General features: G+C 46.6%; 24 protein-coding genes. 18 read left to right on the forward strand and 6 right to left on the reverse strand.

Annotated features, from left to right (window positions below):
- Nucleotides 1-5: 5 nt before the first annotated feature.
- Genes IGI77_RS00410 through IGI77_RS00420 form a run of 3 tightly spaced genes read right to left on the reverse strand, consistent with a single transcriptional unit; the run spans nucleotide 6 to nucleotide 3,333 of the window.
- Nucleotides 6-1,877 carry a fructose-1,6-bisphosphatase gene (locus IGI77_RS00410; protein WP_438769193.1) on the reverse strand — a complete coding sequence of 624 codons (1,872 nt, stop codon included), beginning with the start codon at nucleotides 1,875-1,877 and terminating at the stop codon, nucleotides 6-8.
- Nucleotides 1,867-2,685: a pyruvate, water dikinase regulatory protein gene (locus IGI77_RS00415; protein ID WP_005226564.1), complete on the reverse strand. Its 819-nt coding sequence runs from the start codon at nucleotides 2,683-2,685 to the stop codon at nucleotides 1,867-1,869. Before IGI77_RS00415 ends, IGI77_RS00410 begins: the two co-directional genes overlap by 11 nt.
- A gap of 12 nt (nucleotides 2,686-2,697) precedes the next feature.
- Nucleotides 2,698-3,333 (reverse strand): helix-turn-helix transcriptional regulator, encoded by a 636-nt coding sequence (locus tag IGI77_RS00420; RefSeq protein WP_005232817.1) that lies wholly within the window; start codon nucleotides 3,331-3,333, stop codon nucleotides 2,698-2,700.
- A gap of 190 nt (nucleotides 3,334-3,523) precedes the next feature.
- On the opposite strand from IGI77_RS00420, the gene ppdK reads away from it, so the two are divergent.
- Nucleotides 3,524-6,157: a pyruvate, phosphate dikinase gene (gene ppdK, locus IGI77_RS00425; RefSeq protein WP_438769195.1), complete on the forward strand. Its 2,634-nt coding sequence runs from the start codon at nucleotides 3,524-3,526 to the stop codon at nucleotides 6,155-6,157.
- A gap of 81 nt (nucleotides 6,158-6,238) precedes the next feature.
- On the opposite strand, the gene IGI77_RS00430 is transcribed toward ppdK, so the two are convergent.
- Nucleotides 6,239-6,631, reverse strand: a complete 393-nt coding sequence (locus tag IGI77_RS00430; RefSeq protein WP_005226569.1) for a YbaN family protein — start codon at nucleotides 6,629-6,631, stop codon at nucleotides 6,239-6,241.
- A 172-nt stretch (nucleotides 6,632-6,803) separates the two neighbouring features.
- On the opposite strand from IGI77_RS00430, the gene IGI77_RS00435 reads away from it, so the two are divergent.
- The 3 genes from IGI77_RS00435 (at nucleotide 6,804) to IGI77_RS00445 (ending at nucleotide 10,425) form a co-directional block, all read left to right on the forward strand.
- On the forward strand, nucleotides 6,804-7,613 hold the full coding sequence (locus tag IGI77_RS00435) for an aldo/keto reductase family protein (RefSeq protein WP_005226570.1): 810 nt from the start codon (nucleotides 6,804-6,806) through the stop codon (nucleotides 7,611-7,613).
- Between the two features lie 285 nt (nucleotides 7,614-7,898).
- On the forward strand, nucleotides 7,899-9,944 hold the full coding sequence (locus IGI77_RS00440) for a methyl-accepting chemotaxis protein (RefSeq protein ID WP_005226571.1): 2,046 nt from the start codon (nucleotides 7,899-7,901) through the stop codon (nucleotides 9,942-9,944).
- Nucleotides 9,945-10,215: 271 nt separating this feature from the next.
- A complete protein-coding gene (locus tag IGI77_RS00445; protein WP_438769197.1) occupies nucleotides 10,216-10,425 on the forward strand; it encodes a hypothetical protein in 210 nt (69 codons plus the stop codon).
- A 33-nt stretch (nucleotides 10,426-10,458) separates the two neighbouring features.
- On the opposite strand, the gene IGI77_RS00450 is transcribed toward IGI77_RS00445, so the two are convergent.
- Together IGI77_RS00450 and motA are read right to left on the reverse strand one after the other, a co-directional pair.
- A complete protein-coding gene (locus IGI77_RS00450) occupies nucleotides 10,459-11,229 on the reverse strand; it encodes an OmpA/MotB family protein (RefSeq protein WP_005226573.1) in 771 nt (256 codons plus the stop codon).
- A gap of 13 nt (nucleotides 11,230-11,242) precedes the next feature.
- A complete protein-coding gene (gene motA / locus IGI77_RS00455) occupies nucleotides 11,243-12,007 on the reverse strand; it encodes a flagellar motor stator protein MotA (RefSeq protein WP_005232810.1) in 765 nt (254 codons plus the stop codon).
- 620 nt (nucleotides 12,008-12,627) lie between these two features.
- Between motA and flgB the strand changes: the two genes are divergently transcribed.
- The 14 genes from flgB to IGI77_RS00525 all read left to right on the forward strand — a co-directional run bounded on the left by flgB (nucleotide 12,628) and on the right by IGI77_RS00525 (nucleotide 22,919).
- The gene (gene flgB / locus IGI77_RS00460) at nucleotides 12,628-12,987 is read left to right on the forward strand and encodes a flagellar basal body rod protein FlgB (protein ID WP_017144455.1); all 360 of its coding nucleotides are present in this window, start codon (nucleotides 12,628-12,630) and stop codon (nucleotides 12,985-12,987) included.
- 21 nt (nucleotides 12,988-13,008) lie between these two features.
- Nucleotides 13,009-13,425 carry a flagellar basal body rod protein FlgC gene (flgC, locus tag IGI77_RS00465; RefSeq protein ID WP_003129038.1) on the forward strand — a complete coding sequence of 139 codons (417 nt, stop codon included), beginning with the start codon at nucleotides 13,009-13,011 and terminating at the stop codon, nucleotides 13,423-13,425.
- A gap of 7 nt (nucleotides 13,426-13,432) precedes the next feature.
- Nucleotides 13,433-13,756: a flagellar hook-basal body complex protein FliE gene (fliE, locus tag IGI77_RS00470; RefSeq protein WP_016608997.1), complete on the forward strand. Its 324-nt coding sequence runs from the start codon at nucleotides 13,433-13,435 to the stop codon at nucleotides 13,754-13,756.
- A 27-nt stretch (nucleotides 13,757-13,783) separates the two neighbouring features.
- Entirely contained in the window at nucleotides 13,784-15,406 is a 1,623-nt protein-coding gene (gene fliF / locus IGI77_RS00475) for a flagellar basal-body MS-ring/collar protein FliF (RefSeq protein ID WP_438770481.1), read from the forward strand.
- 10 nt (nucleotides 15,407-15,416) lie between these two features.
- A complete protein-coding gene (fliG, locus tag IGI77_RS00480) occupies nucleotides 15,417-16,421 on the forward strand; it encodes a flagellar motor switch protein FliG (RefSeq protein WP_005226586.1) in 1,005 nt (334 codons plus the stop codon).
- Entirely contained in the window at nucleotides 16,405-17,163 is a 759-nt protein-coding gene (locus tag IGI77_RS00485) for a hypothetical protein (protein WP_438769199.1), read from the forward strand. The genes fliG and IGI77_RS00485 overlap by 17 nt, the downstream gene beginning before the upstream one ends.
- Nucleotides 17,160-18,512, forward strand: coding sequence for a flagellar protein export ATPase FliI (gene fliI / locus IGI77_RS00490; RefSeq protein WP_005226590.1), 1,353 nt, complete (start codon nucleotides 17,160-17,162; stop codon nucleotides 18,510-18,512). The genes IGI77_RS00485 and fliI overlap by 4 nt, the downstream gene beginning before the upstream one ends.
- A 22-nt stretch (nucleotides 18,513-18,534) precedes the next feature.
- Nucleotides 18,535-18,954 (forward strand): flagellar export protein FliJ, encoded by a 420-nt coding sequence (fliJ, locus tag IGI77_RS00495; RefSeq protein WP_438769201.1) that lies wholly within the window; start codon nucleotides 18,535-18,537, stop codon nucleotides 18,952-18,954.
- A 65-nt stretch (nucleotides 18,955-19,019) separates the two neighbouring features.
- On the forward strand, nucleotides 19,020-20,393 hold the full coding sequence (locus tag IGI77_RS00500) for a flagellar hook-length control protein FliK (RefSeq protein ID WP_438769202.1): 1,374 nt from the start codon (nucleotides 19,020-19,022) through the stop codon (nucleotides 20,391-20,393).
- Nucleotides 20,394-20,405: 12 nt separating this feature from the next.
- Complete coding sequence (locus tag IGI77_RS00505; RefSeq protein WP_003129052.1) at nucleotides 20,406-20,837, forward strand: flagellar hook capping FlgD N-terminal domain-containing protein; 432 nt, start codon at nucleotides 20,406-20,408, stop codon at nucleotides 20,835-20,837.
- Nucleotides 20,834-21,196, forward strand: a complete 363-nt coding sequence (locus tag IGI77_RS00510) for a flagellar protein (RefSeq protein WP_015508733.1) — start codon at nucleotides 20,834-20,836, stop codon at nucleotides 21,194-21,196. The genes IGI77_RS00505 and IGI77_RS00510 overlap by 4 nt, the downstream gene beginning before the upstream one ends.
- 78 nt (nucleotides 21,197-21,274) lie before the next feature.
- Nucleotides 21,275-22,171 carry a flagellar hook-basal body complex protein gene (locus tag IGI77_RS00515; RefSeq protein ID WP_010748537.1) on the forward strand — a complete coding sequence of 299 codons (897 nt, stop codon included), beginning with the start codon at nucleotides 21,275-21,277 and terminating at the stop codon, nucleotides 22,169-22,171.
- Between the two features lie 35 nt (nucleotides 22,172-22,206).
- Nucleotides 22,207-22,404 carry a flagellar FlbD family protein gene (locus tag IGI77_RS00520; protein WP_005226609.1) on the forward strand — a complete coding sequence of 66 codons (198 nt, stop codon included), beginning with the start codon at nucleotides 22,207-22,209 and terminating at the stop codon, nucleotides 22,402-22,404.
- A gap of 11 nt (nucleotides 22,405-22,415) precedes the next feature.
- Entirely contained in the window at nucleotides 22,416-22,919 is a 504-nt protein-coding gene (locus IGI77_RS00525) for a flagellar basal body-associated FliL family protein (protein ID WP_005472968.1), read from the forward strand.
- The last annotated feature ends 4 nt before the right edge of the window (nucleotides 22,920-22,923 follow it).

Raw genomic sequence — 22,923 nt, forward strand, 5'->3', positions numbered from 1 at the left:
ACTCGTCAAGGGATCGGATGATTTTTTAATTCTTCAAAAAGCACTCGGCTTTCTTGCTGCAGCCGCTTGCCGATATCTGTTTGCCCTACCGTTGTTCTTTCCGTTTGCCGCACGACGATTTTTTTCTGAGTGACGATGTCACGTCGCTGCTGGATGGCTTGCTGGCGATCTGTAAAGGGTTGATGGGCTGCTAAGGTCATGCCGAAGGAATTTGACAACAGCGTGTAACCAGCAATGCCTGTGACGGATTGATAGGAGCGAGAGAGTCCCCCATCGATCACCAATAAACGACCATTTGCCTTGATGGGCGTCTCGCCTTTACGCACTTTGACAGGGGTATGGCCATTGATGATGTGGCCTGTCGGCGGCAGACCGAAGGCAGCTAGGACACGGCAGCAGAAGTCTTCGTTTTCCCTTAAAGAATAATAGGCATTTTTTTGTTCCGTATGGGTGTTGCGATCTGCTATAAAGTAGCGCTCAAAGGTTTTCATGGCTTTTTTGCCGAAGAGGGAAGAGCCTTCGCCGCACCAAAGATACCAGATCATATCGGTGGCAAGGTCTGTTTGCTTTTCTGGTTGGGCAAAGCTTTCCTGCAAACATTGCTGAAAAAAGTCCATCAACGCTTTGCCTGCTAAGGGCTGCTGCTGGAAAGTAAAGGCCAGGAAATCGCCGTTTTCCTGACAAGGCAGGCAGCCGTGATACAGCAGGTTGTCGTTGAAGCGCTGGTACAATGTGCCATGCTCAACTAAAAAGCGCATATGCGCAGCTAAGCGGGGCGAGCGTTGAAATTGGCTCAGCAAATCTTGCAGTACCTCATGTTCTTCTGCTGTCAAACGGTAAGGATCATCGGGAGCTACTAGTTGAAAACAGCCGTTGATCAAAGGATAGGTCTGGTCTAGCTGGATTTGTTGCCGATCTTGAGACAAGCGATGCAACAAGCAGCGCTCTGCCATCGCAAATGCTGGTCGCCGCTGGATCACGGCTGCTTCGACTTTGAATTGGATGATGGCAAACGCCTGTTGCAAAAGCATGGCTGCTTTTTTTTGCTGGCTTGATAAAGGGTCCACTGTTTTTTGCGGATAAAAGCCTTCATTTTCTGTGTAATATTTTTGGCTAAAAGCCAGTGCTTTTGATAGATCGATGCCATAACCATCTTGTAATAATGCCAGATTGCCGTAGCGAGCAGCGATGCGGATCGTATTGGCCAAACAGGGCAGCGAGCCGCAAAAGCTGCCGATCCACAAAATATCATGGTTGCCTAGCTGAATATCCAGTGAGGGCAAAGTCATCAAGCGATCGACGATTTTGTCTGGCGCTGGTCCGCGATCATAAATATCGCCTAAGACGTGGAGATGATCCACTACGAAGCGCTGAATCAAGTACGCCAGTTCTTGGCAAAAAAGCGGGGCTGCCTCTAATTCAATGATCTTATCAAAAATCGCCCGATAGTAAGCTTCTTTATTGAAGTCAGCATCATATTGGTACAACAGTTCTTCTAAGATATAAGCAAAAGAAGACGGCAGTGCTTTGCGTACCTTGGAGCGTGTGTATTTACTGGAAGTAAAGCGGGCAACTTTCACTAGCTGTGCCATCTTTAAGCGCCAATCGGCAGGGGTCCATGCCTGTTCTTGTAATAGCTCCTCTGGATAATAAATGACAAAACAAAGTTCGGTCTGTTCTTCTTTCGTCAAGACGTCAGTAAACAAAATCTCGACTTTTTCTCGGATACTGCCAGAACCATTCCGCAAAATATGGTCAAAGGCATCGTATTCACCATGCAGATCGCTGACAAAGTGCTCGGTGGCTTTCGGCAGCTGCTGGATGGCTTCCAAGTTGATGATCTCGGTCAGGTTTGCCAAGGCGTCTTTATTGAACATGGGCCTGTTCTTTGGCTTGTTCTTCAATCAGCATCGCGCTTTCTTCAATGGAACGTTTGCTGACATCGATCACCGGAATGTTCAGCTTTTTGAACCATTCATTCGCGTAAGCTAATTCTGCTTCGATTCGTTCACAATTGGTGTAATGGGTCTCTTCTTTTAAGCCCAATGAATGCATTCGGGATCGCCGAATCTCGGTAAGGGATTCTGGATTCGTGGTCAAACCGACCATTTTCCGCGGGTCGACTTGGTGCACTTCGGCTGGCAAAGCAACTTCAGGAATCAAAGGCAGATTTGCCACTTTGTAGCCGCGGTTTGCCATGTATAAACTCAATGGTGTCTTCGAGGTTCGCGAAACCCCTAAGAGGACAAAGTCAGCATCGAGAAATCCCCGTGGGTCTTTGCCGTCGTCGTATTTCACCGCAAATTCCATCGCTGCCACCCGGCTGAAATATGCTTGGTTCAAGCGATGCAAGGCACCAGGCTCTTGGACGGCTTCTACACCGAATGTTTTTTCCAGCATCGTGGTCAAGGGCGACATAAAGTCGACATACTGCAAACCAGTCCGCTTGGCAAAGGCATCAACAAAGGCGACTAACTCTTTATTGACTAAGGTGGTAACGACGATCGATTTGTCTAGCAAGGCATCTTTGAGGATCTCGCCTAAGCTCTCTTCATCATTAGTAAAGGGAAAGAGCTGGATGTCTGAAAGGTCGATCGTGGGAAACTGCGCGGAAACGGCTGCGATCAGCTTTTGTGCCGTTTCGCCTACGGAATCTGAAATCAAATATATTCGAACGTTCTTCATTGTTTTTGCCCCCTAAAAGTGTGTGTTGTCACTGTCATTGCCTGCTTGAATAAAGTAATTCATCAGCCGTGTCTTCGTGATTTTGCCGATGACTTTTTTTGGTTCCTGCGGATCGACCACAGGCAAGGTATCGACTTCATGTCGCCCTAACAACGTACCAGCCGTCAAAATCGTTTCTTCGGGTGTGATGGTCACGATGTTTGGCATGCGAGTCATGATCATCGCTACAGGTGTTTTTTCTGGTGCGGCATTGCTGATCGCAAAGCGCAGTAGGTCTTTGCGGGAGAGGACCCCAATCAGCTCGTCTTGGTCATTTTTGACATAGAGGGAACCGACATCGTACATAAACAAAGTCGTGACCGCTTCATAAACGGAGACCGTTTGTGAGATCAGCAACGGCGGGATCATGACTTCTGCAACTTTGGTATGATAGAGTTTTTCGAAAAGCAAAGGCTCAACGGTTTGTCCTGTATAGAAATAGCCGACTTTCGGTCGGGCGTCTAATAAACCGGTCATGGTCAAAATCGATAAGTCATTCCGCAAGGTTGCGCGGCTCAAGCCCAACTGCTTCGCAATGGTCTCCCCACTGATCGGCTGATGCTCTTTGACGATCTCAATGATTTTCATTTGTCTTTGGCTTAATTCCAATGTGTCACCTTCTTTCTTTTATGTGCTATGCTATTGATTATATGATTTTCCGAATAAAAAGGCAATCCTTCTCTTTTAAAAAGGATAAATCCCTTAAAAGTTTTCTTTTTTCAGCTTGACGATTAAATGTGTCATACTATATACTGCTAATTAATCGAAATAGTATATAACATTTAAAAGGAGGAACATGATGGAAAAAGCAGTCGTATGGTTTTCAGAAGGCACAAAAGAGCAAAAAGCACTATTAGGCGGGAAAGGGGCAAATCTTGCGGAGATGACCAATTTGGGTTTGCCTGTTCCCCAGGGATTTATCGTCCCTGCGACTATTTGCCTGACCTATTTAGAAGAACAGGTTCTTCCTGAGGCGATCATCAAGCAAGTCAAAGCTGCCATCGAAGAATTGGCAGTCCGCAGGAACAAAACATTTGGCGGACTGCAGTCGCCGTTGTTGGTTTCTGTCCGCAGTGGGGCTAAGTTTTCCATGCCAGGGATGATGGATACGATCTTAAACCTTGGGTTGAATGATGAAACCGTCCAAGGCTTGGCTCAGCAGACGGGGGACCCCGTTTTTGCTTATGATTGTTACCGCCGTTTGATCCAGATGTATGGGGATGTGGTGAAAGGTGTAGCAAAAGAGCACTTTGAAGCCTACTTGACAGATTATAAGAAACAGCAGAATTATGCGTCAGACCAAATGATGACCGGCAATGATTGGCAAATAATCTGCCGCGTGTTTCAAAGTATTTATATGGAACATACTCAAGAAGCGTTTCCGCAAGACCCGTTTCAGCAATTGTTGGCAGCCATCACGGCGGTTTTTCGCTCATGGAACAACCCACGGGCAAAGACCTACCGATCTCTCCATCGCATCCCTGACGATCTAGGGACTGCCGTAACGATTCAAGAAATGGTTTTTGGTAACAGCGGGATAAATAGCGGGACGGGTGTCGCCTTCACCCGCAATCCAGCAACCGGGGAACCGGGACTTTTCGGCGAATTTTTAGTGTGTGCCCAAGGGGAAGATGTGGTTGCAGGGATTCGTACACCGCAACCGATCCAAGCGTTGGCACAGCAGCATCCCATGATCTATCAGGAATTAAAGCAACTGGCTGAGCGTTTGGAGGATCACTATCAAGACATGCAAGACATTGAGTTTACCATCGATGACGGCCAGCTGTTTGTCTTGCAAACAAGAAACGGCAAACGAACCGCCGCTGCCGCAGCGCAAATCGCAACGGATATGGTCGCAGAAGGTCGGATCACTATCAGGCAAGCACTAGATCGCATCACACCAGAAATGATCGATCAATTGCTGCACCCGTTATTTGCCCCCGAAGCCTTACAGCAAGCCAAAGCCTTTGCGCAGGGCTTGCCGGCTAGTCCAGGAGCAGCTTCAGGACATGTCTATTTCACTGCAGAGGCGGCGGAAAAAGCCAGCCGCGCAGGAGAAAAAGTCCTGCTGCTGCGGCAGGAAACCTCACCTGAAGATATTGAAGGCATGGTAGTGAGTGAAGCGATCATTACCGCTCGTGGGGGGATGACTTCGCATGCGGCGGTGGTCGCCCGTGGTCTGGGGGTCTGCTGTGTGGTAGGGTGCGAGGCATTAAGTGTCGATGTATTTTTGAAGCAGGCTCGCTGCGGCGAGCTGCTGATTGAAGAAGGTGACGTGCTTTCGGTAGACGGCAGCACTGGCAAACTGTATCAAGGGCAGCTGCCTATGACCAGTGTCCAGGAGCGGGTCTTGCTGGATCAGCTTTTGACGTGGGCACAAGCCCAGGCAGATCTAAAGGTTTACGCAAATGCGGAAACGAAAAATGACATTGAGGCTGCGCTGGCCTTTGGGGCATCGGGCATCGGTCTGGCACGGACGGAGCATATGTTTTTTGGGGAAGAGCGTTTGTGGAAAATGCGGGAAGTCATCTTGGCGGAAACGAAGGCGGAACGATTGAAGGCGTTGGCTGAGATCAAGGCTTATCAAAAAGCCGATTTCCAAGAAATGCTGCAGGCCGCGCAAGGAAAGAAGTGCACGATTCGTTTATTAGATCCACCACTTCATGAATTTTTGCCCCATGAGCATGAACGCCTTGAAATGGCTCGCCGTAGTCAAAAATCATTGGCAGTGATCGAGCGGCGAATTGATGAGCTGCAAGAGGTCAATCCCATGATGGGGCATCGCGGCAGCCGTTTAGGACTGAGCTATCCAGAAATTTATGAAATGCAAACAGCGGCGATTTGTGAAGCGGCTGTGGAATTGCGGCAGCAAGGAGTCGAGGTAGAGGCGGCGATCTTATTGCCCCTGATCAGTTTGCCCGCAGAGCTGCAGGTGTTGAAAGCGACGTTGACACAGGTGATCGCTCAAGCAGAAGCAACCCTGCAGCAACCATTGCACATCGAGATCGGCATGATGATCGAGACACCTAGAGCGTGCTTGATCGCTGGGGAGTGTGCTGAAGATGCTGCGTTCTTTAGTTTTGGTACCAATGACTTGACCCAAATGACGTTTGGCTTTTCGCGGGATGATGCAGGCAGCTTTATTCAAGCCTATTTGCAGTCGGGGATCTTACAAGAAGATCCTTACCAGCACTTAGATCAGGCGGGTGTTGGCACGTTGATGCGCCAAGCGATCACTGGCGTAAGAGATCGTCAGCCAGAGCACTCGATCGGTGTTTGTGGCGAAGTCGGCAGCGATCCCTATTCCATTGCATTTTTGCGAGAGATCGGCATCGACTATGTTTCTTGCTCCCCATACCGAATCCCTGCTGCCTGGTTAGCGATCGCCCAATCAGCCCCCATCATCGAAGAGGCGTCAGTGGGCTCCCGCTAAAATAGGAGAAAAAAATACACCGCAGTCCACTAGCAAGGCTCGCCTGCTTGGTGGATTACGGTGTGTTCGTGCAGCTTCACCTTACAGGGGCTGATCCGTTTTTTGAATCGCGGGTTTGCGTCCTTTTAAATACCAAGTGATCCCAATAACATGGGCGAGGTAGATGGCAGCGAGGACGAAACGTACCAGCAGATTAGGGATCAATAGTGCAGGAATTGCAAAGACTACCAGCATCATGGCAAACATCCGAACCATTCCCTTGGTACTCAGCTGTTTTTGTACGAGTGGTTTTTCAATGTATTTTTGATAATTTTCTGATTGAACCAAGCGTTGATAATAGGTATCGGAACTCCGCAGCCAGAAATAAGCCGTCAGCAAGTAAAAGACCGTTGTAGGTAAGAAAGGCAAAAATATTCCTAAAGTACCTAAACCGAATGTCAGTGATCCACAAAGAAAAAATAGTGTTTTTTTCAAAAGTAACCCTCCTTATTTGGGTGTTTCGTGTCTTACCCTCAGTATAACGGAGGAGGGGCAGCTTGAACATGCGTTTTGTGCTTTTCCCCGTTTTTTAGCGGCAATAAGAGTTTTTCTTCCCCTTACTCCTGCTTTTTTGATAGACTAGAAACAACACAAAGGGGGAAGCAGCATGGAAACGATTGAATTGAATACCGGCATTCAGATTCCAGTGATCGGCAGTGGGACGAATACATTTGGGAAAGAAAATCGAGAATACCAAGGTGCGATCAATGATGATACGACAGAGCTGTTGACTGCTATCAAGCTTGGGTATCGGCATTTTGATACGGCGATTTCTTACCGCAACGAAGCCGTGGTAGGCAAAGCCATCAAGGAGAGCGGGATCGACCGCAGCGAATTTTTCCTGACTTCTAAGATTCCTGGCAAACCAGAGCATACGCAAGATGCAGCTGCCGTGAAAGCGTCTGTCGAAGCGAGTTTAGCAGCCTTGCAGACGGAATCGATCGATCTTTATTTGATCCATCATCCGTGGGACAACTTGGCAGAGATCGCCGCTGTCTGGGCGGTTCTTGAGGCTTATGTCGATAAAGGAGTCTTAAAAGCGATCGGGGTGTCCAATTTCCAAGAAGAAGAACTTAGCTATTTATTGGCAAACAGTCGGATCAAACCAGCGGTCAATCAAATCGAATCGCATCCAGGCAAGTGGAACGATGCGATCATCGCCTATTCCTTAGCCAATCAGGTAGTTCCAGAAGCCTGGGGGCCACTTTCACGGATTTCAGAAGCGGCTCGGGAAACCTTGACCCAAATCGGTGAAGCGTATCAAAAAACCTGGAGCCAAGTGGTCTTGCGTTACCAAATCGAGCGTGGGGTGATCGTGATTCCGAAATCCCATTCAGAAAAACATCAAGCCGAAAATTTAGCGCTCTTTGATTTCGCTTTGACTGCGGAAGAAAAAGCCGTCATCAAAGAATTATAGGCAATAAAAAGCAGTCCCATTAAAGGGCCCCTACAGCCAGTGCGGAAACTTCCGTGCTGGCTATTTTTATGCAGTCGCAACGATCCTTGATGACTGAGGAGCTTTTCTATTCGTTAGATCAGCAACCGTAAGCCTTAGCAAAAAAAGAAAATGCGCTTGCAGCCGTTTCTGCCAATGAACCCTCTTAATCATTCAAAGAAATAACCGATTATCCTTACTAAGGGTCGTCTACGGACGAGTCTTCATTGGATCGTGTGAAATTGGAAATGAAGGAGTGGCACAGTTGTGAAAAAAAGAAAAAAGACGATAGGAATTTATGTGATGATCACCTTGATGCTGGTTGCGGGGATCCCGATCATTGTCATGCTGACAAGTTCCTATTTAACCACCAAGAACTTATTGATTGAACGAAATGATTTGAACAAAGAAAGTGCCGTCAATTTGATCTTGGCGGAAGAAAAGAGTTTGCGCCGATCGACGGAAAGCAAATTGAAATCAATGGCTGAACTGCCAGCGATGAAAACAGAATTCAGCATGGGACGCATCCGTTCAGATCTTTCTTTAGCGATTGCTGGAAGCAACAGCTTCTTAGCGGTGACTTTTGGAACAGAAGATGATGAGTATGTGACCTTCAATCCCTTACCAGATGATTATAAGCCCACGATTCGGCCATGGTACAAAGGGGCCGTAAAAGCCGAAGGAGAAGTCTATTGGACAGCACCTTATTTAGATACAGTGTCGAATCAATTTGTGACGTCGGCTTCGATCAGGGTCAAAAATTCCCATAATCAAGTGGGGGTTTTAAGCGTCGATGTTTCCTATGAAAGCATTCAAAACATCTTGTCTTCCTTTACCGTAGGGCGGACTGGGAATGTCACCTTAGTTTCAGAATCTGGGGTCATCGTGACCTCAAAAAACACCAAACAAATCGGTAAGAATATCAAAGAAGAAGAAGTGTTCCAAAAAATCAAAGAAGCTAAAAACCCGACAGGCATGGTTGGCTTAGGCGACTCGAATAAAGTCAACGATGTGTTGTATGACAAGTCTGCTGATTCCAATGTTTGGGCGTACTCCGAAGTCAAAGCTAGTGATCTAGACAAAGAGTTAGGAGCGTTGGTCCGTACCACCATTATCGTTACGATCTTGATGCTGCTCTTTGTAGGACTGGTTTCTTATGCCGCGATCAAAGTAGTCGCAGCGATCATCGATTGCTTCAATCGTTACTTTAGAAAAGTCGGTGAAGGCAAACTAGAGAAGATGAGCAAAACCAAAAGAGCCAAAGGCGAAAAATGGACATGGGATCAACTGGCACGCCGAGTTGTTTATCCAGACAAAGCAGGCAATGAGATCCAGCAAATGGCGGACAATTACAATGTGATGATCGAAGGCACGGGTGCATTGATCCAAAAAGTCCAAAAAGAAAGCAACAGTGTCGCAGGAATGTCGGATTCTTTATTAGAATTGTCAAAACAAACCAATATTGCGACAGAAGAAGTCTCTCAAACCATTACGGGGATTGCTGAAGTGACCGGTGCGCAAGCCCAAGAAACAGAATACAGCGTGTCCCAAATGCAAAATCTGTCGCAGGTCGTGAAAGAATTACGAGAAAATGTTGGCGGCATGAGCAGCAAGTCGCAAGAATCTACGAAGATCAATCAAGAAAACTTAACGATCATGGATCAAGTCGATGACAGCTGGCGACAAGAGTTGGCACAGATGGAGCGTTTGATGTCGAACATGACGGGAATGAATGATAGTATCCAAAACATCAACTCGATCATTGGGGTCATCAACGATATTTCTTACCAAACCAACTTGCTAGCCTTGAATGCATCGATCGAAGCCGCGAGTGCAGGTGAGTCGGGCAAAGGCTTTGCCGTCGTGGCTGCTGAAATCCGTAAATTGGCGGAACAAAGCAAGGCTTCTACCAAAGAGATCGAAGCGATCATTGAAGAAATTCGTGAGCAGTCTAGTCAAATGGTCAAACAAACGTCGGCATCTGTCAAAGGCGGCGTTCGCCAAACCAACTTGATCAAAGAAGCAATCTCGTCTTCAAAAGAAGTTTTCCAACGCAGCAGCTATATGATCGAAGGCATCCATCATATTGAAGCAGCCAGTGCCCGTATCGAAAACATTCAAAACAGTGTACTGGAAAACTTAGAAAACATTTCCGCATCAACGGAAGAAAATGCCGCTGGTACACAAGAAGTTTCCGCAAATGCAGAAGAAGTCTTGGCAACCATGGATGAATTTACCAACCATGTGGCCGATCTCAGAGACATTGCAGAAGAGTTGAAGCGATTGACCAATCGGTTTGAAGTGGAAAAATAAATGATTGACTAGCGAAAGCTGATCATCCCCCCATTCCCAATAAATTCGTTGGTAATGGGGGTTTTTTGATGTGTATGGTTAAATCAGAATTGTCCAACTGCAAAAAAAGAAGGTCAGTTAGGAAACCGTAGGGTGAGGCATGAAGCATCTGTTATAATGAGAAGAAGCAACCAATGGCTGTCGACTTTTGCCAAGCAGCAACATCAGACAGGTGAACTGTGATTGCTCATTAAGAAGCGTACACTTTAAGTTGAGAAAAGGAGGGGTACGGTTGCTGAAGATTTTTGGAAAAGAATACCAATTGATTCGTCTCGCCTCTTGGCTGATGCTAGTTATGGGTATCATCATTTTAGGCTTAAAAGGGTTGCTTTTTATGGTTTTTGAGGTTCCTTTTATTGACCGTTCCACATTGGTGGGCATTGTCATCATTTGTTACGGCTACTACAATTTATTTACAGATAAAAAAAACGATCGCCTTTGAAAGGGGATCGTTTTTTTAATTGGAAAAGGTTATTTATTGAGCAGCTGCCGTTTCAGTCCGCTGAATGATCATCTCCACGCGGCGGTTTTCCGAGCGGCCTTGGGGGGTGTTGTTATCGGCTTTCGGTTCGGTATCGGCAAAGGCTTGGATGGCAGCATTTTTTTCTAAAACGGCGCCTTTGCTGATGAAGTACTCCATAACGGTAATGGCCCGAGCGGAACTAAGATCCCAGTTAGATTGGTAGCGGCCATTGCCTTTTTCAGGTACGTTATCGGTATGCCCAGCGATCACGATTTTGTTGGCTTTTAATTTTTTCAGTGAGTCCGATAGCAGATCCAGTGACTGACGAGTGGTGTCCGTGATCTCGGCGCTGCCAGAGGCAAACAAGATACTGCTGGCAAGCGTGATATGCAAGCCATCGGATTCCAAGCGGACTTCTGTCTGCTCTTTTAAGCCAGAAGCTGCCAGCTCTTGTGACAGCTGGTCGCTGATTTTTTCTAGTTGCTGATTTTCCAGTTGGGTCCGAACCGCTGCTTCTTGCGCTTGTGCTTCGGCAGAAGTGGCGGCTTTTTTTCGCGGCGTGGTCTCGCCCATATCGATCACCGACCCAATCACAGATGAATTGCTGTGGTGGCTGGAAAGGATGGTGCCAAATTCGCTTTTGATTTCTTGGAACTTCTCATCATCGACTTTCGCCATGGCAAACATGACGATGAACAAAGCCAGCAGCAAGGTCAACATATCCGAGTAAGGCAAAAGCCACGCTTCGTCTACATGTTCTTCATGTTTCTTTTTTCGCTTCATGTCGCTTCACCCTTTATAATTGTTCTTGCCGTTTTTTCGGATCGATCAAGCTGTATAATTTTTTCTCAATGCTTTTCGGCGATTGCCCGGCTTGGATCGCTAAGACCCCTTCCACGATGATCGACATCATTTGGACCTCTTGCTCCGATTTCAAGGTCAGGCGTGAGCTAAAGGGAATGAACAGGACATAGCCGAAGAAAATACCATAAAGGGTCGCCACGAAGGCCGCCGAGATCATGTGCCCCAGTGCTTCTACATCCTCTAAATTACCTAGCGCCCCAATCAGCCCGATCACGGCTCCTAACACCCCTAAGGTCGGGGAACTCGTGCCGGCGGTTTTAAAAATAGCCGAGCCGATGCGATGCCGTTCTTCGATCCCATAGATCTCATTCTCCATGATTTCTTGGATCTGTTCGGCAGCGATGCCATCAACCACCATTTCCAAGCCCTTTTTTAAAAAAGGATCTTCTAAGTTTTGGATGGCACCTTCAAGAGATAGCAAACCGTCGCGCCGGGCTTGGTTGGCTAATTCAACGATGGTATTGATGGTTGTTTTTAAGTCGTATTCTTTATTTTTCAGCAGAACGCCGAAGATCTTCGGGATTTTTTTGATATCACTGCTGGGAAATGAATTGATAACGGCTGCGATCACACCAACGAAAATGATGATCGCGGCTGCCGGATTGATCAAAACGGCCACATTGGCACCTTTTACAATCATCCCAACCACCACAGATATCAATCCTAAAATAATACCGATCAGCAAGAAAAAATCCATTTGTTGCGTCCTCCTAAATTCTATTTCCAGGTTTTAAACCCTCATTTATTTTATCGGTGAATTAAAATCATTCTTAATAGCAAAAAAAAATAATCCTAAAAATAACTAAAATAAATTTTCAGCTTCTTCTTTTTTTGTTGTTTTTTGGGCAAGTGGCGGCAAATTTTTGAAATGGTACAGCTTGCAATTTTTGTGAATATTTATAGATGGTACCGTTTTTTTTCGTGAAGCGTTTCTCAGGGTTTGTCATGTCATTCAGCACAAATGAAAATGTTTTAATCAATTTTTCGAATAATGCTTGTTTTTTTATCAAAAATCATCTTTTGATCAAAAAGCATAGATATGCTTGTAAAACGCTTTATATCGATCGTTTACTTTTTATAACTGGGGACGAAATTGCGATGAAACAGTGTTTAACAAATAACATAACATGGTTGTAACTTAAATGTCATATCCGTAAAGTTGCAAAAATCAAATTGTAAAATAAAAATAATTCTACTATAATGACATCACGTCTTCTTGTTTTTTTAATCTATAACAAAAAAATAAATAAATATATTTGTTTCTGTTCCATCGCTGAAAAAAACGTTTGGTACAGAAGGTGGAAGGAGCAATTATTGTTGGATACCTATGATTTATTAAAAACAGCCATGAACGTTTCTGCCCAACGCGCAGAATTGATTTCGTCTAATATCGCCAATGTCAACACGGATGGGTACAAAGCCAAACGCATCGTGTTTGAAAGCGAATTAAAGCAGGCACTCGCTTCATCAGGGACGGACGCTGCAACCGAAGCGTCAGTTTCTCAAGTAAAACCGAAAATCACTGAAAATGCAACTACCAGCATCAAAGACAACGGCAATAACGTGGATCTTGAAGTGGAGATGTTGGATCAAGCAGCCAATGGGTTATATTACAGTGCATTGACCGCACAAGTCAACGGTCGCTTGCAAATGATGAACCTTGTATTGAGTAATTGATAGAAAGCGCAGGAAAAACAAATGGGTATGTTTAATGGACTAACGATCAACGCCAGCGGCCTAGCATTGGAACGGTTAAAACTAGATACGATCTCCAGCAATATCGCAAATGTAAATACGAATCAAACACAAACAACCGCTGCTTATCAAAAAAAGAGTATTCTTTTTTCAGAAAATTTAAAAAATAGTCGCGAAGGAACACCGGCTACATACGGTGTCAAAGTGACGGGGATCGCTGCCGATGAAACGGAAAAACTGACCTATGATCCTACCAATCCCGCTGCCAACGATGAGGGATATGTCGGTCAATCAAATGTGGATATTGCCGATGAAATGGTGGCAATGTTGCAAGCGGTTCGAACGTACGAAGCCAATGTTTCTGCTTCAGAAATGAATAAAACGATCTTGAAAAAAGCATTAGAAATATCAAAGGGGTAACGAGAAAATGGATGGACTTTTAACGACAGGATTAACGGACTACCAAAACGTTTTGCGGACACTAGGCACGGGGGCTGCTTCAAACGAGACCAGTGTTGCAGGCGCCGAGGAAAATCAGTTTTCTTCTTACTTGACCCATGCGGTCGATCAGTTGAATCAAAAAACGGCGGTCATGGATCAAGATACTGTAAATTTGATCACCGGCGATGAAAGCGATCTAGGGAATGTGATGATTCGCATGACGGAGGCGCAATTGGCGCTACAAACAGCCGTTCAAGTACGAAACAAGTGTTTGGAAGCTTACAATGACGTGAAAAATATGCAGTTTTAGCAGTGGGTGAGGGAATAAGGATAAATGATGGATAAAGTGAAAGAATGGACAGAACAACTCAAAGACCGTTGGCAAATGCAAAGCTCTTTAAAGAAAATGATTGTTGTTCTTTCCGTTATCAGCGTTCTCGGAATCACAGCAGCTGTGTATTATTTAAATACGCGAATTGAATACGGTATCTTGTTTACGGATCTAAGCGATGCCGATGCGGGAACGATCAGCAAGGATTTGGAGGAACAGCAGATCGCCTACAAATTAGCCGACAATGGGACGACTATTTTGATCGACAAGGACCAAGTCGATGAATACCGCATCAATCTTGCCGTGGACAATAAATTACCAAATACCAGTACAGGCTTTGAATTATTTGATGATGCCAACATGATGACAACCGACGAAGACCGCAAGATCATGTATCAGCGGGCAGTAACGGGCGAACTGCAACGGGCGATCGAGTCGATCGATGCGGTCAAATCCGCCAAAGTTTTACTCGTGATGCCAGAAGAAAGTGTCTTTTCTTCTGAGGAAAGTGCGCCAACTGCTTCTATCGTGTTGACCTTGAAAAATCAGCAGATCTCAGACGAGTCCGTGCAAGGGATCGTTACCTTGACTTCAGGGGCAGTGGAAAAGCTGAAGCCAGAAAATGTAAAAGTCGTTGATAGTGCGGGCAATACCTTGACGAGAACCGAAGATGAAGCCAGTCAATTAAGTGGCCTGAACAATAAATACATTGCCATCAAAGATTCCTACGAAAAAACGCTAGAAGAAAAAGTAGCGAAGCTGCTGACACCGATCTATGGTGCAGACAAATTCCAAGTGTCGATCAATTTAGACTTGAATTTTGACTCGATCGAGCGGAAGAAAGTCACTTATGATGACCCAGAGATCAAGAGTGAGACAGTGCAGGCTGCTGGTTCGCAAGGCACCGTCCAAGAAGCCCAAACAGGGACGGTGGATGACAATATCTCCAATGTGACGGGTACGGATGGAGAGGGAAACAATTCCTATAGCCGTTCGGTGGAAAACGAATTGGATACCGAGACCACCACGACCATTACGGCCCCTGGCATGATCGAACGAATGACCAGCTCGATCGTGATCAATGCGAACCTTTCGCAAGCGGATCAAGCAGAATTGCAGCAGTTGATTGCTAGTGCCGTCGGCTATGACAATGACCGTGGTGATCAAATCGCGATCCAAGGATTTGACTTTGCCCAAGCAGAGGTTGATCCAGCCGTTGATCCGCAAGGGAATGAACCGATTGCAGCTGCCAAAGGTTATCTCAAGTATGCCATCATCGGCGGCATCGTGTTGACCTTGTTCTTAGTGATTTTAATGATCGTTGGCGTGATCCGACGTCGTCGTAAAGAAGACGAGCTGGAAGTCGATGTGACGGAGGAAATGGTCACTTTTGCACAACCGTCAGCAGTTAGCACTGGTACAAGTCCGACCGTTGCACAAGAAGTCGTTTTTGGCGGTGTCGGCAATCGGTCTGCTGAAACGAAACCAGCGGTGCCAGAAGCATCCACACAAGAAGCCGCAGCAGAACATTCAGGAGAACCAACATTGGATCAAACGGCTAGAAATTATGCCGAAAGCAATCCTGAAGTAGCGGCGGAATTGATCAAAGCTTGGATGAAAGAAAAATAAGGGGGCAGCCATGGATACAATAGACGGGGTAAAAAAAGCAGCGATTCTTCTGATCTCTCTAGGATCAGATACCTCTGCAAAGATCATGAAGCTGCTGCCAGAATCATTTATACAAAAGGTGAGCTATGAGATCGCCAATATCGACTTTGTCAGTCCCGAAGAGCGGGATCAAGTGTTGGAGGAATTTTCTCATACCGCAACGGCTCGCAAATATGTCTTAGACGGCGGGATCGATTATGCCAAAAATTTGCTGAACCAAGCATTAGGCCCTCAAAAAGCCAAAGAAGTCATTGACGTATTGACTCAGATTCAGCTGCGGGAACGGCCCTTTAATATCGCTCGCAAAGCCGATGTTCAACAGTTGACCAATCTGTTGATCGGTGAACATCCGCAAACGGTAGCGTTGATTTTGTGCTACATGCAGCCGGACAAAGCGGCCAGCGTCTTGTCGCAGTTTCCCGATCATTTGCAAGTGGAGATCGCTGAACGGATCGGGACGATCTCCAGTACGTCGCCTTTGGTGATCGAACGGATCGAAAAAGTGATCGAGAACAAATTCTCGAATTACATTGAGAACGATACGGAAAATGTCGGTGGTGTGCATACTCTGGTTGAGATCTTGAACTCAGTCAGCCGCAGCACCGAAAAGAACATTTTGAACGACTTAGAAAAGCGGCAACCAGAACTCTCCAACGAAGTGAAATCCAGCTTGTTTACTTTCGAGGATATCGTGACCCTCGATCGCTTGGATGTTCAAAAAGTCTTACGAGATGTTCAAAACGATGTCTTAGTCTTAGCGCTTAAAGGCACGACCGATGACATCAAGAACTTTATTTTCTCCAACCTCTCATCACGGGCGGTGGAAAATCTGCAAGAAGAAATTCAATTTATGGGTCCTACCCGCTTGTCTGCTGTAGAAGAAGCCCAACAAAGTGTGGTGGCTGTGATTCGACGGCTAGATGAAACCGGTGAGATCTACATCGGAAGGGGCGACCAAGATGCAGTGGTCAAATAGCAGTTTATTGAAGCAGCAGGCGGTCAAAACGACCGAAGCTGCGCGCAGTATTTTGACGGATACGACCATCAAAGCGCCGATTGAGAAACCAAGCTTAGACCCAGAACTGCAAGCGGCTAGACGTGCACGCCAGTTGGAGCAGGAACGGCATCTGCAGCAAATGGAAGCCTTGAAGCAGCAGATTTTGACCGATGCACAAGAACAAGCGGCGCAAATTCTAGCAGAAGCGAGAACGGAAGGCTTTCAAGCAGGACAAGCAGACGGCTTTCAACAAGGCTATCAAGAAGGACTCAATGCCAGCAAAGAAGCCGCGCAAGCATTGATGGCACAAGCCCAAGCCAATGTCGCTGAAGCCGTTTCTGAGATCAACGCCTTTCGCTCAGAGAAAAAGCAAGAGATGATCGCTTATGGCACGGCAATCGCTGAAGCCTTGATCAATCAACGTTTTACAGACGAGCAAGCAGGCTTCCTGCCTTTTGTGGAGTCTGTGCTATGGCAATTTGAACAACCCGATCAATTTGTGACTGTTCGCAGCCAAGAGCAGCATCTTGCAGGGGTGCGAGAATTGTTGGAAACCAAAAAGCAGACGATCAGCGGGTTTCGCTATTTACTCATGGCAGATGACACCTTGGCGGAACACGATTTTTGTATCGAATCTGAAAATGCCTTGGTGGTTTTTGAATTGAGGAAAGAAATCGCTCGCTTTTTGAGCCAATTTCTAGAAAGCAGTGTGAAGGAATGACGTTTGAATTACCGATCACAGCGCTGCGCAAAACGGCGCAAGCACAGCCGTTTTTTACCACCTACGGCAAAGTCAGCGAAGTCGTAGGTCTGCTGATCAAAGTCGAAGGGCTGGCGGTTTTCATAGGGGAAATCTGTGAAGTCGCATTGCAAAACAAGACACATACAGCCTTAGCCGAAGTCGTAGGCTTTGTGAAAAAAACCGTGCTCCTGATGCCCCTTGATCAGCTAGAAGGCATCGGACCGGGCTGTTTGGTGCGGCCAACTGGCAAATCATTGACGGTAAAAATCGATGATACGTTGCTAGGGCACACCTTAGATGGACTAGGGCGACCGTTAGATATGGCGCTGGAGCTGGAAAGTGCGCCAGAATATCCAGTTAGTCAAGATTCTCCTGACCCCTTTCGCCGTCAAAAAATCGCTGAGATCATGCCGACAGGTGTCCGGGCGATCGATGGTCTTTTGACCGTCGGCCTTGGCCAACGGATCGGCATTTTTGCCGGCAGCGGGGTCGGTAAGAGTACTTTATTGGGGATGTTGGCTCGTTATTGCGAAGCCGATGTCATCGTGATCGGCTTGATCGGCGAGCGGGGACGAGAAGTCAAAGAATTTATTGAAAATGATCTAGGCCCAGAAGGTTACCGCAAGTCGGTCGTTGTCTGTGCTACCTCCGATATGCCGCCCCTCGTACGATTAAAAGGGGCTCATGTGGCAACAGCGATCGCTGAGTATTACCGCGATCAAGGCAAGAAAGTCGTATTGATGATGGACTCGGTGACCCGTTTTGCGATGGCACAGCGGGAGATCGGTCTATCGACAGGCGAGCCGCCGACGACCAAAGGTTATACCCCTTCTGTGTTTACAGCTTTACCTAAGTTGTTAGAACGCAGTGGGATGTCGGACAAAGGCTCGATCACGGCCTTTTATACTGTCTTGGTAGAAGGGGATGACATGAATGAACCGATCGCTGATGCGGTTCGGGGGATTCTTGACGGCCATATTCTGTTGTCCCGAAAAATCGCCGCTCAAAATCATTATCCTGCCATCGATATTCAAAACAGCCTCAGCCGCTTGATGAAGACCCTTGTTTCTGAGGAACAGCATAAACATGCGGGGGAACTAAAAGAAAACATGGCCGTTTATGCAGAGGCCAAGGATTTGATCGATATCGGTGCCTACAAAAGCGGCAGCAATGCGTTGACCGACCAAGCGATCGCGTTGCATCACCCCATCCTGCGGTTTTTGCAGCAAAAAGTGGATGAGCGGATCCCATTTGAACAAACGATTTTTGAACTGGCGCATTTGTTCAGTGAAGAAGCACTGATCGAGCGCCAGCGTTCGACCATGTAAAACAGATCGTAAAGGAGCAGCTATGCAAGCATTTCACTTTTCCTTAGAAAAAGTATTGGATCACCGAAAAACCATTGAGCAAGAAGCCAAACGCGCTTACGCCCAAAAACAACAGTTGTTGATTCAGCAAGAACAGCACCTGAATACGCTGACACAGGAAAAAGCCCAGCTTTTTGATGTCAATGAGATGACCATTGGGCGGATGCAAGTGCAACAACGCTATTTGCTTGCGTTGAATGCCACCATCGATGAGGTTCAGAACAAAATGTTTCACGTGAAGCAAGAATTGGCAGAGTCTTTATCGGTGGTGGTAGAAGCGCAGCAGGAACGCAAGATCGTGGAAAAGCTGCGAGAAAAACAATTCGCTGAATACACCTATGAAAAGCAATTGGAAGAGCAAAAACAATTGGATGAGTTCGGCAATCGCGCCTTATTTTCTTAAAGCACTAATGGTTTTAGTGATGAGACGACCTTGGTTTCAAAGCATCAGCTGAGAGGAGGTGAACAATGAAAGAGATCACAACAAGTGCCGCAACCGCTGTACCTATCGGTAGCAAATCAAAAAAGACGGAGGCGTCACCAGAAGTCTTCAGTTTGCTGATGCAACAGCTGACAGAACAGACAGCAAGCAATCTGCCAGCATCCTTCGAACCATCAGGTATGACGGAGCAAACCGCCACCGCACCAGAAATGGGGATTGCCAGCAGTATGGAACATCTGCCGCAGGAGCCAGAAATCACTCCAGCAGTCGAACAACCTGCAACGACACAAGCGCCAGGAATGAGCCAGATCAGCCAGGCACCTTTTGCAGGCTTGGTTCAAGAAGCGCCACAGGCATCAATGGCAACGACGGAGCAGAACCAAACGAGCGCCACAGCAGCTTCTCTCGACAGTGTTTCAGCAGCTTTTCCAGCACCAATAGACGTAGCCACCACAGTCATCAACCCCTCCGAGCCTGCGCTTGAAGGTCTAGCTTTGATGACAAATGACAGAAGTGAAGCCGCAGCAACAACGCTTGAAACACCTTTGCCAGAAGACTTAGTAGGCGAGGAGCAGACCACGGCAAAAGAAATCGCTCCTTTCAAGGAAATCAAGGAAGTCGATTCAGTAACACAAGCCGCGATTGCGCAAACGACAGAAACACAGCTGAAACAGTCCACCGAAGGGACCGCGCAATTGGGCCAAACGGGACCATTAAATCAAGTGTCGCCAGTGACCAACCAAGCGACGGATACGACTAGCACCTTGCAACGCACGAATGAAACAGTCGCCAAAAAAGCGGAAGCTGTTTCTGCACAAGCCATTGCTTCTTCAGCAGCAACCGACAATGAAATAGCGGCACTAGCACTGCAGCTGCTTGATGTTTCTCCCCTTTTGACCAAGCAAGGACTAACGCCAACAAAAGCGAGTATGGAGCAAGCGGTCCTGCCCTTAGCAAAAGCGACTGCCCAACTCGTCCAAACGAGCAGCACGGCAAGCGAGAAAAAAATCACGCTGCAATTCGTTCCCGAAAAATTAGGCACGATCCAGCTTTCCCTAGAAACGAATGCCCAAGGCAGCCGCTTAGAACTGACCGTTCAGCAGCCACAAGCCAAAGAATTATTGCTGTCCATCAAGCATGAGCTAGAGCAAGTTTTGCAAAAGCAAGAGCAGCCGATCCTAGCGATCAAAGAACCTACGTTAGCTTCTGTCCAGCAGGCTAGTCCGCTGGCAAATCAATCCTTTGCCGGCAGTATGATGGCAAGTGACAGTCAGTTAAGCCAACAGCGGTTTTTACAGGCTCAAAAAGGACAAAGCAAAAAGCCATTTCATCAAAGCAATACGGCTGAGGAAGAGCCGCAATTAGCACCGATCGATCATGCGATCAGTATTTTAGTGTAAAGGAGGAGACCTATGGCAGATGAAATTACAGCAGCTGCGGCCGGTATTGCCAATACATCGGCATTAACGCAAACAAAAAAATCTTCAGATATCTCCATGGATGATTTTTTGAAGATCTTAGCCGCATCTATGAGCAACCCATCGATGGGAGGCAGCGATTCTTCTGGTGGTGGTAGCACCGACTATATCTCGCAACTGGTTCAATTTACGACCTTAGAGAGCTTGAATGAATTGAGCGAAACATTGACGACCTCGGTGATTTTACAGCAACAGCAGCAAGCTTTTAGCTTGATCAATAAACAAGTCACTCTGATGGACGGCACAGAAACATTGTCAGGAACCATCGAAAAAGTCCGCTTTGCCAATGGCTACGCCACGATCGTCGTAAATGGCAAAGAATACAGTATGAGTGCGATCCAAGAGATTGGCGGCGAAGCAAAATGAGTTTGACGATTCAACAGGGGCTGCAAAAAGTTGCCGGGGAGCCTTATCAACATCCCCGCAAAGGCGTGGACAAACAAGCCTTTTCTGCAATGCTTGAACAAAAACAAAGCGACATCAAAGTCTCGCATCATGCGCAAAAGCGTTTGACCGCAAGAGAATTGACCTTACAAGACGATGATTATCAATCCCTTTCAACGGCGCTTAGTGAGCTAGCGGAAAAAGGCAGCAAAGAATCACTGCTCGTGTACAAAGATATGGGCTTGATCGCCGATGTCCATTCACGAACCATCATTACGGCGATGGGGATGAATGAGCTTCACACCGTCACCAATATTGACAGCGCCACATTTATCAAATAGCAGCTGGACTGAAAAGGGGCTGCAAGTATTTTCTGAATGACAGAGGAAAATACGCCAACCATAAGGAGGAAAACAAGCATGTTACGATCATTATATTCAGGTGTTAGTGGAATGAAAAATCTTCAAACGAAAATGGACGTGGTTTCCAATAATATCGCCAACGTCAATACGGTTGGATTCAAATCAAGTCGAGTACTTTTCCAAGACATGATGAGCCAAACGATGTCTAACGCAACTGCGCCAGGCAATGGCTTAGGCGGGATCAACGCAACGCAGATCGGTTTAGGGGTTCAGACGGGCTCCATCGATACTATCAATACAGTCGGTGCCCCGCAATCGACAGGTCGCAGCATGGATTTTTATATCAGCGGACAGGGCTACTTTATGGTACAAGGACCAGGAGCAAATGGCGAAACCTATTACACACGAGATGGCGCATTCGTGCGCGACAGCAACGGAACCTTGACCAATAGTGATGGGATGCAAGTCCTAGGTCGTTCAGTCAATGGCGGTCAACCAGTTGTCTATGATGACAACTTTGATGAAAACACGGCATTGAGCGGACAAGATGCGGTATCTCCCTTGTCGATCCCAAGCACACTGACCGTCAATGGGGAAACCTTGACCTATAACTCCATGGCGATCGATGCCAATGGCTTAGTGTTGGCAAAATACGGCAATCAAACCTTTGTGATGGGAAAAGTCGGTGTCGCAACCTTCAATAACCCAGAAGGCTTAGAAAAAGTCGGCGGCAACAACTATATCCAAACCAGCAACTCAGGGAATCCGATCGTTGCAGGACCTGGCAACAATGGCGCAGGAACGCTGCAAGCAGGTGCCTTGGAAATGTCCAATGTCGATCTTTCGACAGAATTTACCGAAATGATCATTGCGAGCCGTGCCTATCAAGCAAATTCAAGAAGTATTACGACTTCTGATGAAATGCTGCAAGAATTATTGAATCTAAAACGTTAAGAACGTGACGCTTCATCATTGAGAGGAGTTTGACCATGATTCTAGTGACAGCATTGAATGGCAAGCCATTCTATTTAAATCCAACATTGATTTATCGGATCGAAGAAATGCCGGATACATTGATCACACTGACAGACGGCAAAACATTAGTGGTGACGGAAGCTGCGCAAGAAGTTGCGCAGCGGGTGATCGAGTATCATACGGTGATCCATTCGAACCAAGTGAAAACGTAAGGGTGGGAAAGATGGCAAAAGAAGAAAAAGCACCAAAAGCAGAAAAAGAGAAAAAAGGCTTGAGTATGGTTGTTTTACTGCCGATCCTCTTGATCGTGGTAGTCGGCGGCAGTATCGGCGGGACCTTAGTGACGAATCACTTTTTGACGGGGGAAAAAACAGCAGCTGCTGAAACAGCAAAAGACAGCAGCAAAATCTCCTCAGACGAAGCGATCGTGGCATTGGATGAATTTTTAGTCAATCTGGCCAAAGAAGACAACCAAGAGCAGCAATACATGAAGGTCAATTTATCGATTTTAGTGGCAGATGAGGAAAAAAGCGCGGAAGCCACGAAAAATGTGGCCGTCATTCGTGACAGCGTCGTAAATTTATTGCGCCAACAAAAGGCCAGCGGTATTTTGAGCTCCGCCGAAAGTGTACCGAATTTAAAAAAAGCATTGAAAGAAACAATTAATCAGGAATACGGATCAGAAATCGCCAAGGATGTTTATGTGACGGATTTAGTGATCCAATAGAAAG

Origin of the sequence: Enterococcus sp. DIV0213h (assembly GCF_051711285.1) — a bacterium.
In the GTDB taxonomy this organism is placed as follows: Bacteria; Bacillota; Bacilli; order Lactobacillales; family Enterococcaceae; genus Enterococcus_D; species Enterococcus_D casseliflavus.

Coding starts and splice junctions, on each gene's coding strand:
- fliG (WP_005226586.1), top strand. CDS start 15,417: ATGGATACAATAGACGGGGTAAAAAAAGCAGCGATTCTTCTGATCTCT.
- IGI77_RS00450 (WP_005226573.1), bottom strand. CDS start 11,229: ATGAAGCGAAAAAAGAAACATGAAGAACATGTAGACGAAGCGTGGCTT.
- IGI77_RS00485 (WP_438769199.1), top strand. CDS start 16,405: ATGCAGTGGTCAAATAGCAGTTTATTGAAGCAGCAGGCGGTCAAAACG.
- IGI77_RS00515 (WP_010748537.1), top strand. CDS start 21,275: ATGTTACGATCATTATATTCAGGTGTTAGTGGAATGAAAAATCTTCAA.
- ppdK (WP_438769195.1), top strand. CDS start 3,524: ATGGAAAAAGCAGTCGTATGGTTTTCAGAAGGCACAAAAGAGCAAAAA.
- IGI77_RS00505 (WP_003129052.1), top strand. CDS start 20,406: ATGGCAGATGAAATTACAGCAGCTGCGGCCGGTATTGCCAATACATCG.
- fliE (WP_016608997.1), top strand. CDS start 13,433: ATGGATGGACTTTTAACGACAGGATTAACGGACTACCAAAACGTTTTG.
- flgC (WP_003129038.1), top strand. CDS start 13,009: ATGGGTATGTTTAATGGACTAACGATCAACGCCAGCGGCCTAGCATTG.
- IGI77_RS00500 (WP_438769202.1), top strand. CDS start 19,020: ATGAAAGAGATCACAACAAGTGCCGCAACCGCTGTACCTATCGGTAGC.
- IGI77_RS00520 (WP_005226609.1), top strand. CDS start 22,207: ATGATTCTAGTGACAGCATTGAATGGCAAGCCATTCTATTTAAATCCA.
- IGI77_RS00435 (WP_005226570.1), top strand. CDS start 6,804: ATGGAAACGATTGAATTGAATACCGGCATTCAGATTCCAGTGATCGGC.
- IGI77_RS00525 (WP_005472968.1), top strand. CDS start 22,416: ATGGCAAAAGAAGAAAAAGCACCAAAAGCAGAAAAAGAGAAAAAAGGC.
- IGI77_RS00415 (WP_005226564.1), bottom strand. CDS start 2,685: ATGAAGAACGTTCGAATATATTTGATTTCAGATTCCGTAGGCGAAACG.
- IGI77_RS00510 (WP_015508733.1), top strand. CDS start 20,834: ATGAGTTTGACGATTCAACAGGGGCTGCAAAAAGTTGCCGGGGAGCCT.
- fliF (WP_438770481.1), top strand. CDS start 13,784: ATGGATAAAGTGAAAGAATGGACAGAACAACTCAAAGACCGTTGGCAA.
- IGI77_RS00410 (WP_438769193.1), bottom strand. CDS start 1,877: ATGTTCAATAAAGACGCCTTGGCAAACCTGACCGAGATCATCAACTTG.
- fliI (WP_005226590.1), top strand. CDS start 17,160: ATGACGTTTGAATTACCGATCACAGCGCTGCGCAAAACGGCGCAAGCA.
- fliJ (WP_438769201.1), top strand. CDS start 18,535: ATGCAAGCATTTCACTTTTCCTTAGAAAAAGTATTGGATCACCGAAAA.
- motA (WP_005232810.1), bottom strand. CDS start 12,007: ATGGATTTTTTCTTGCTGATCGGTATTATTTTAGGATTGATATCTGTG.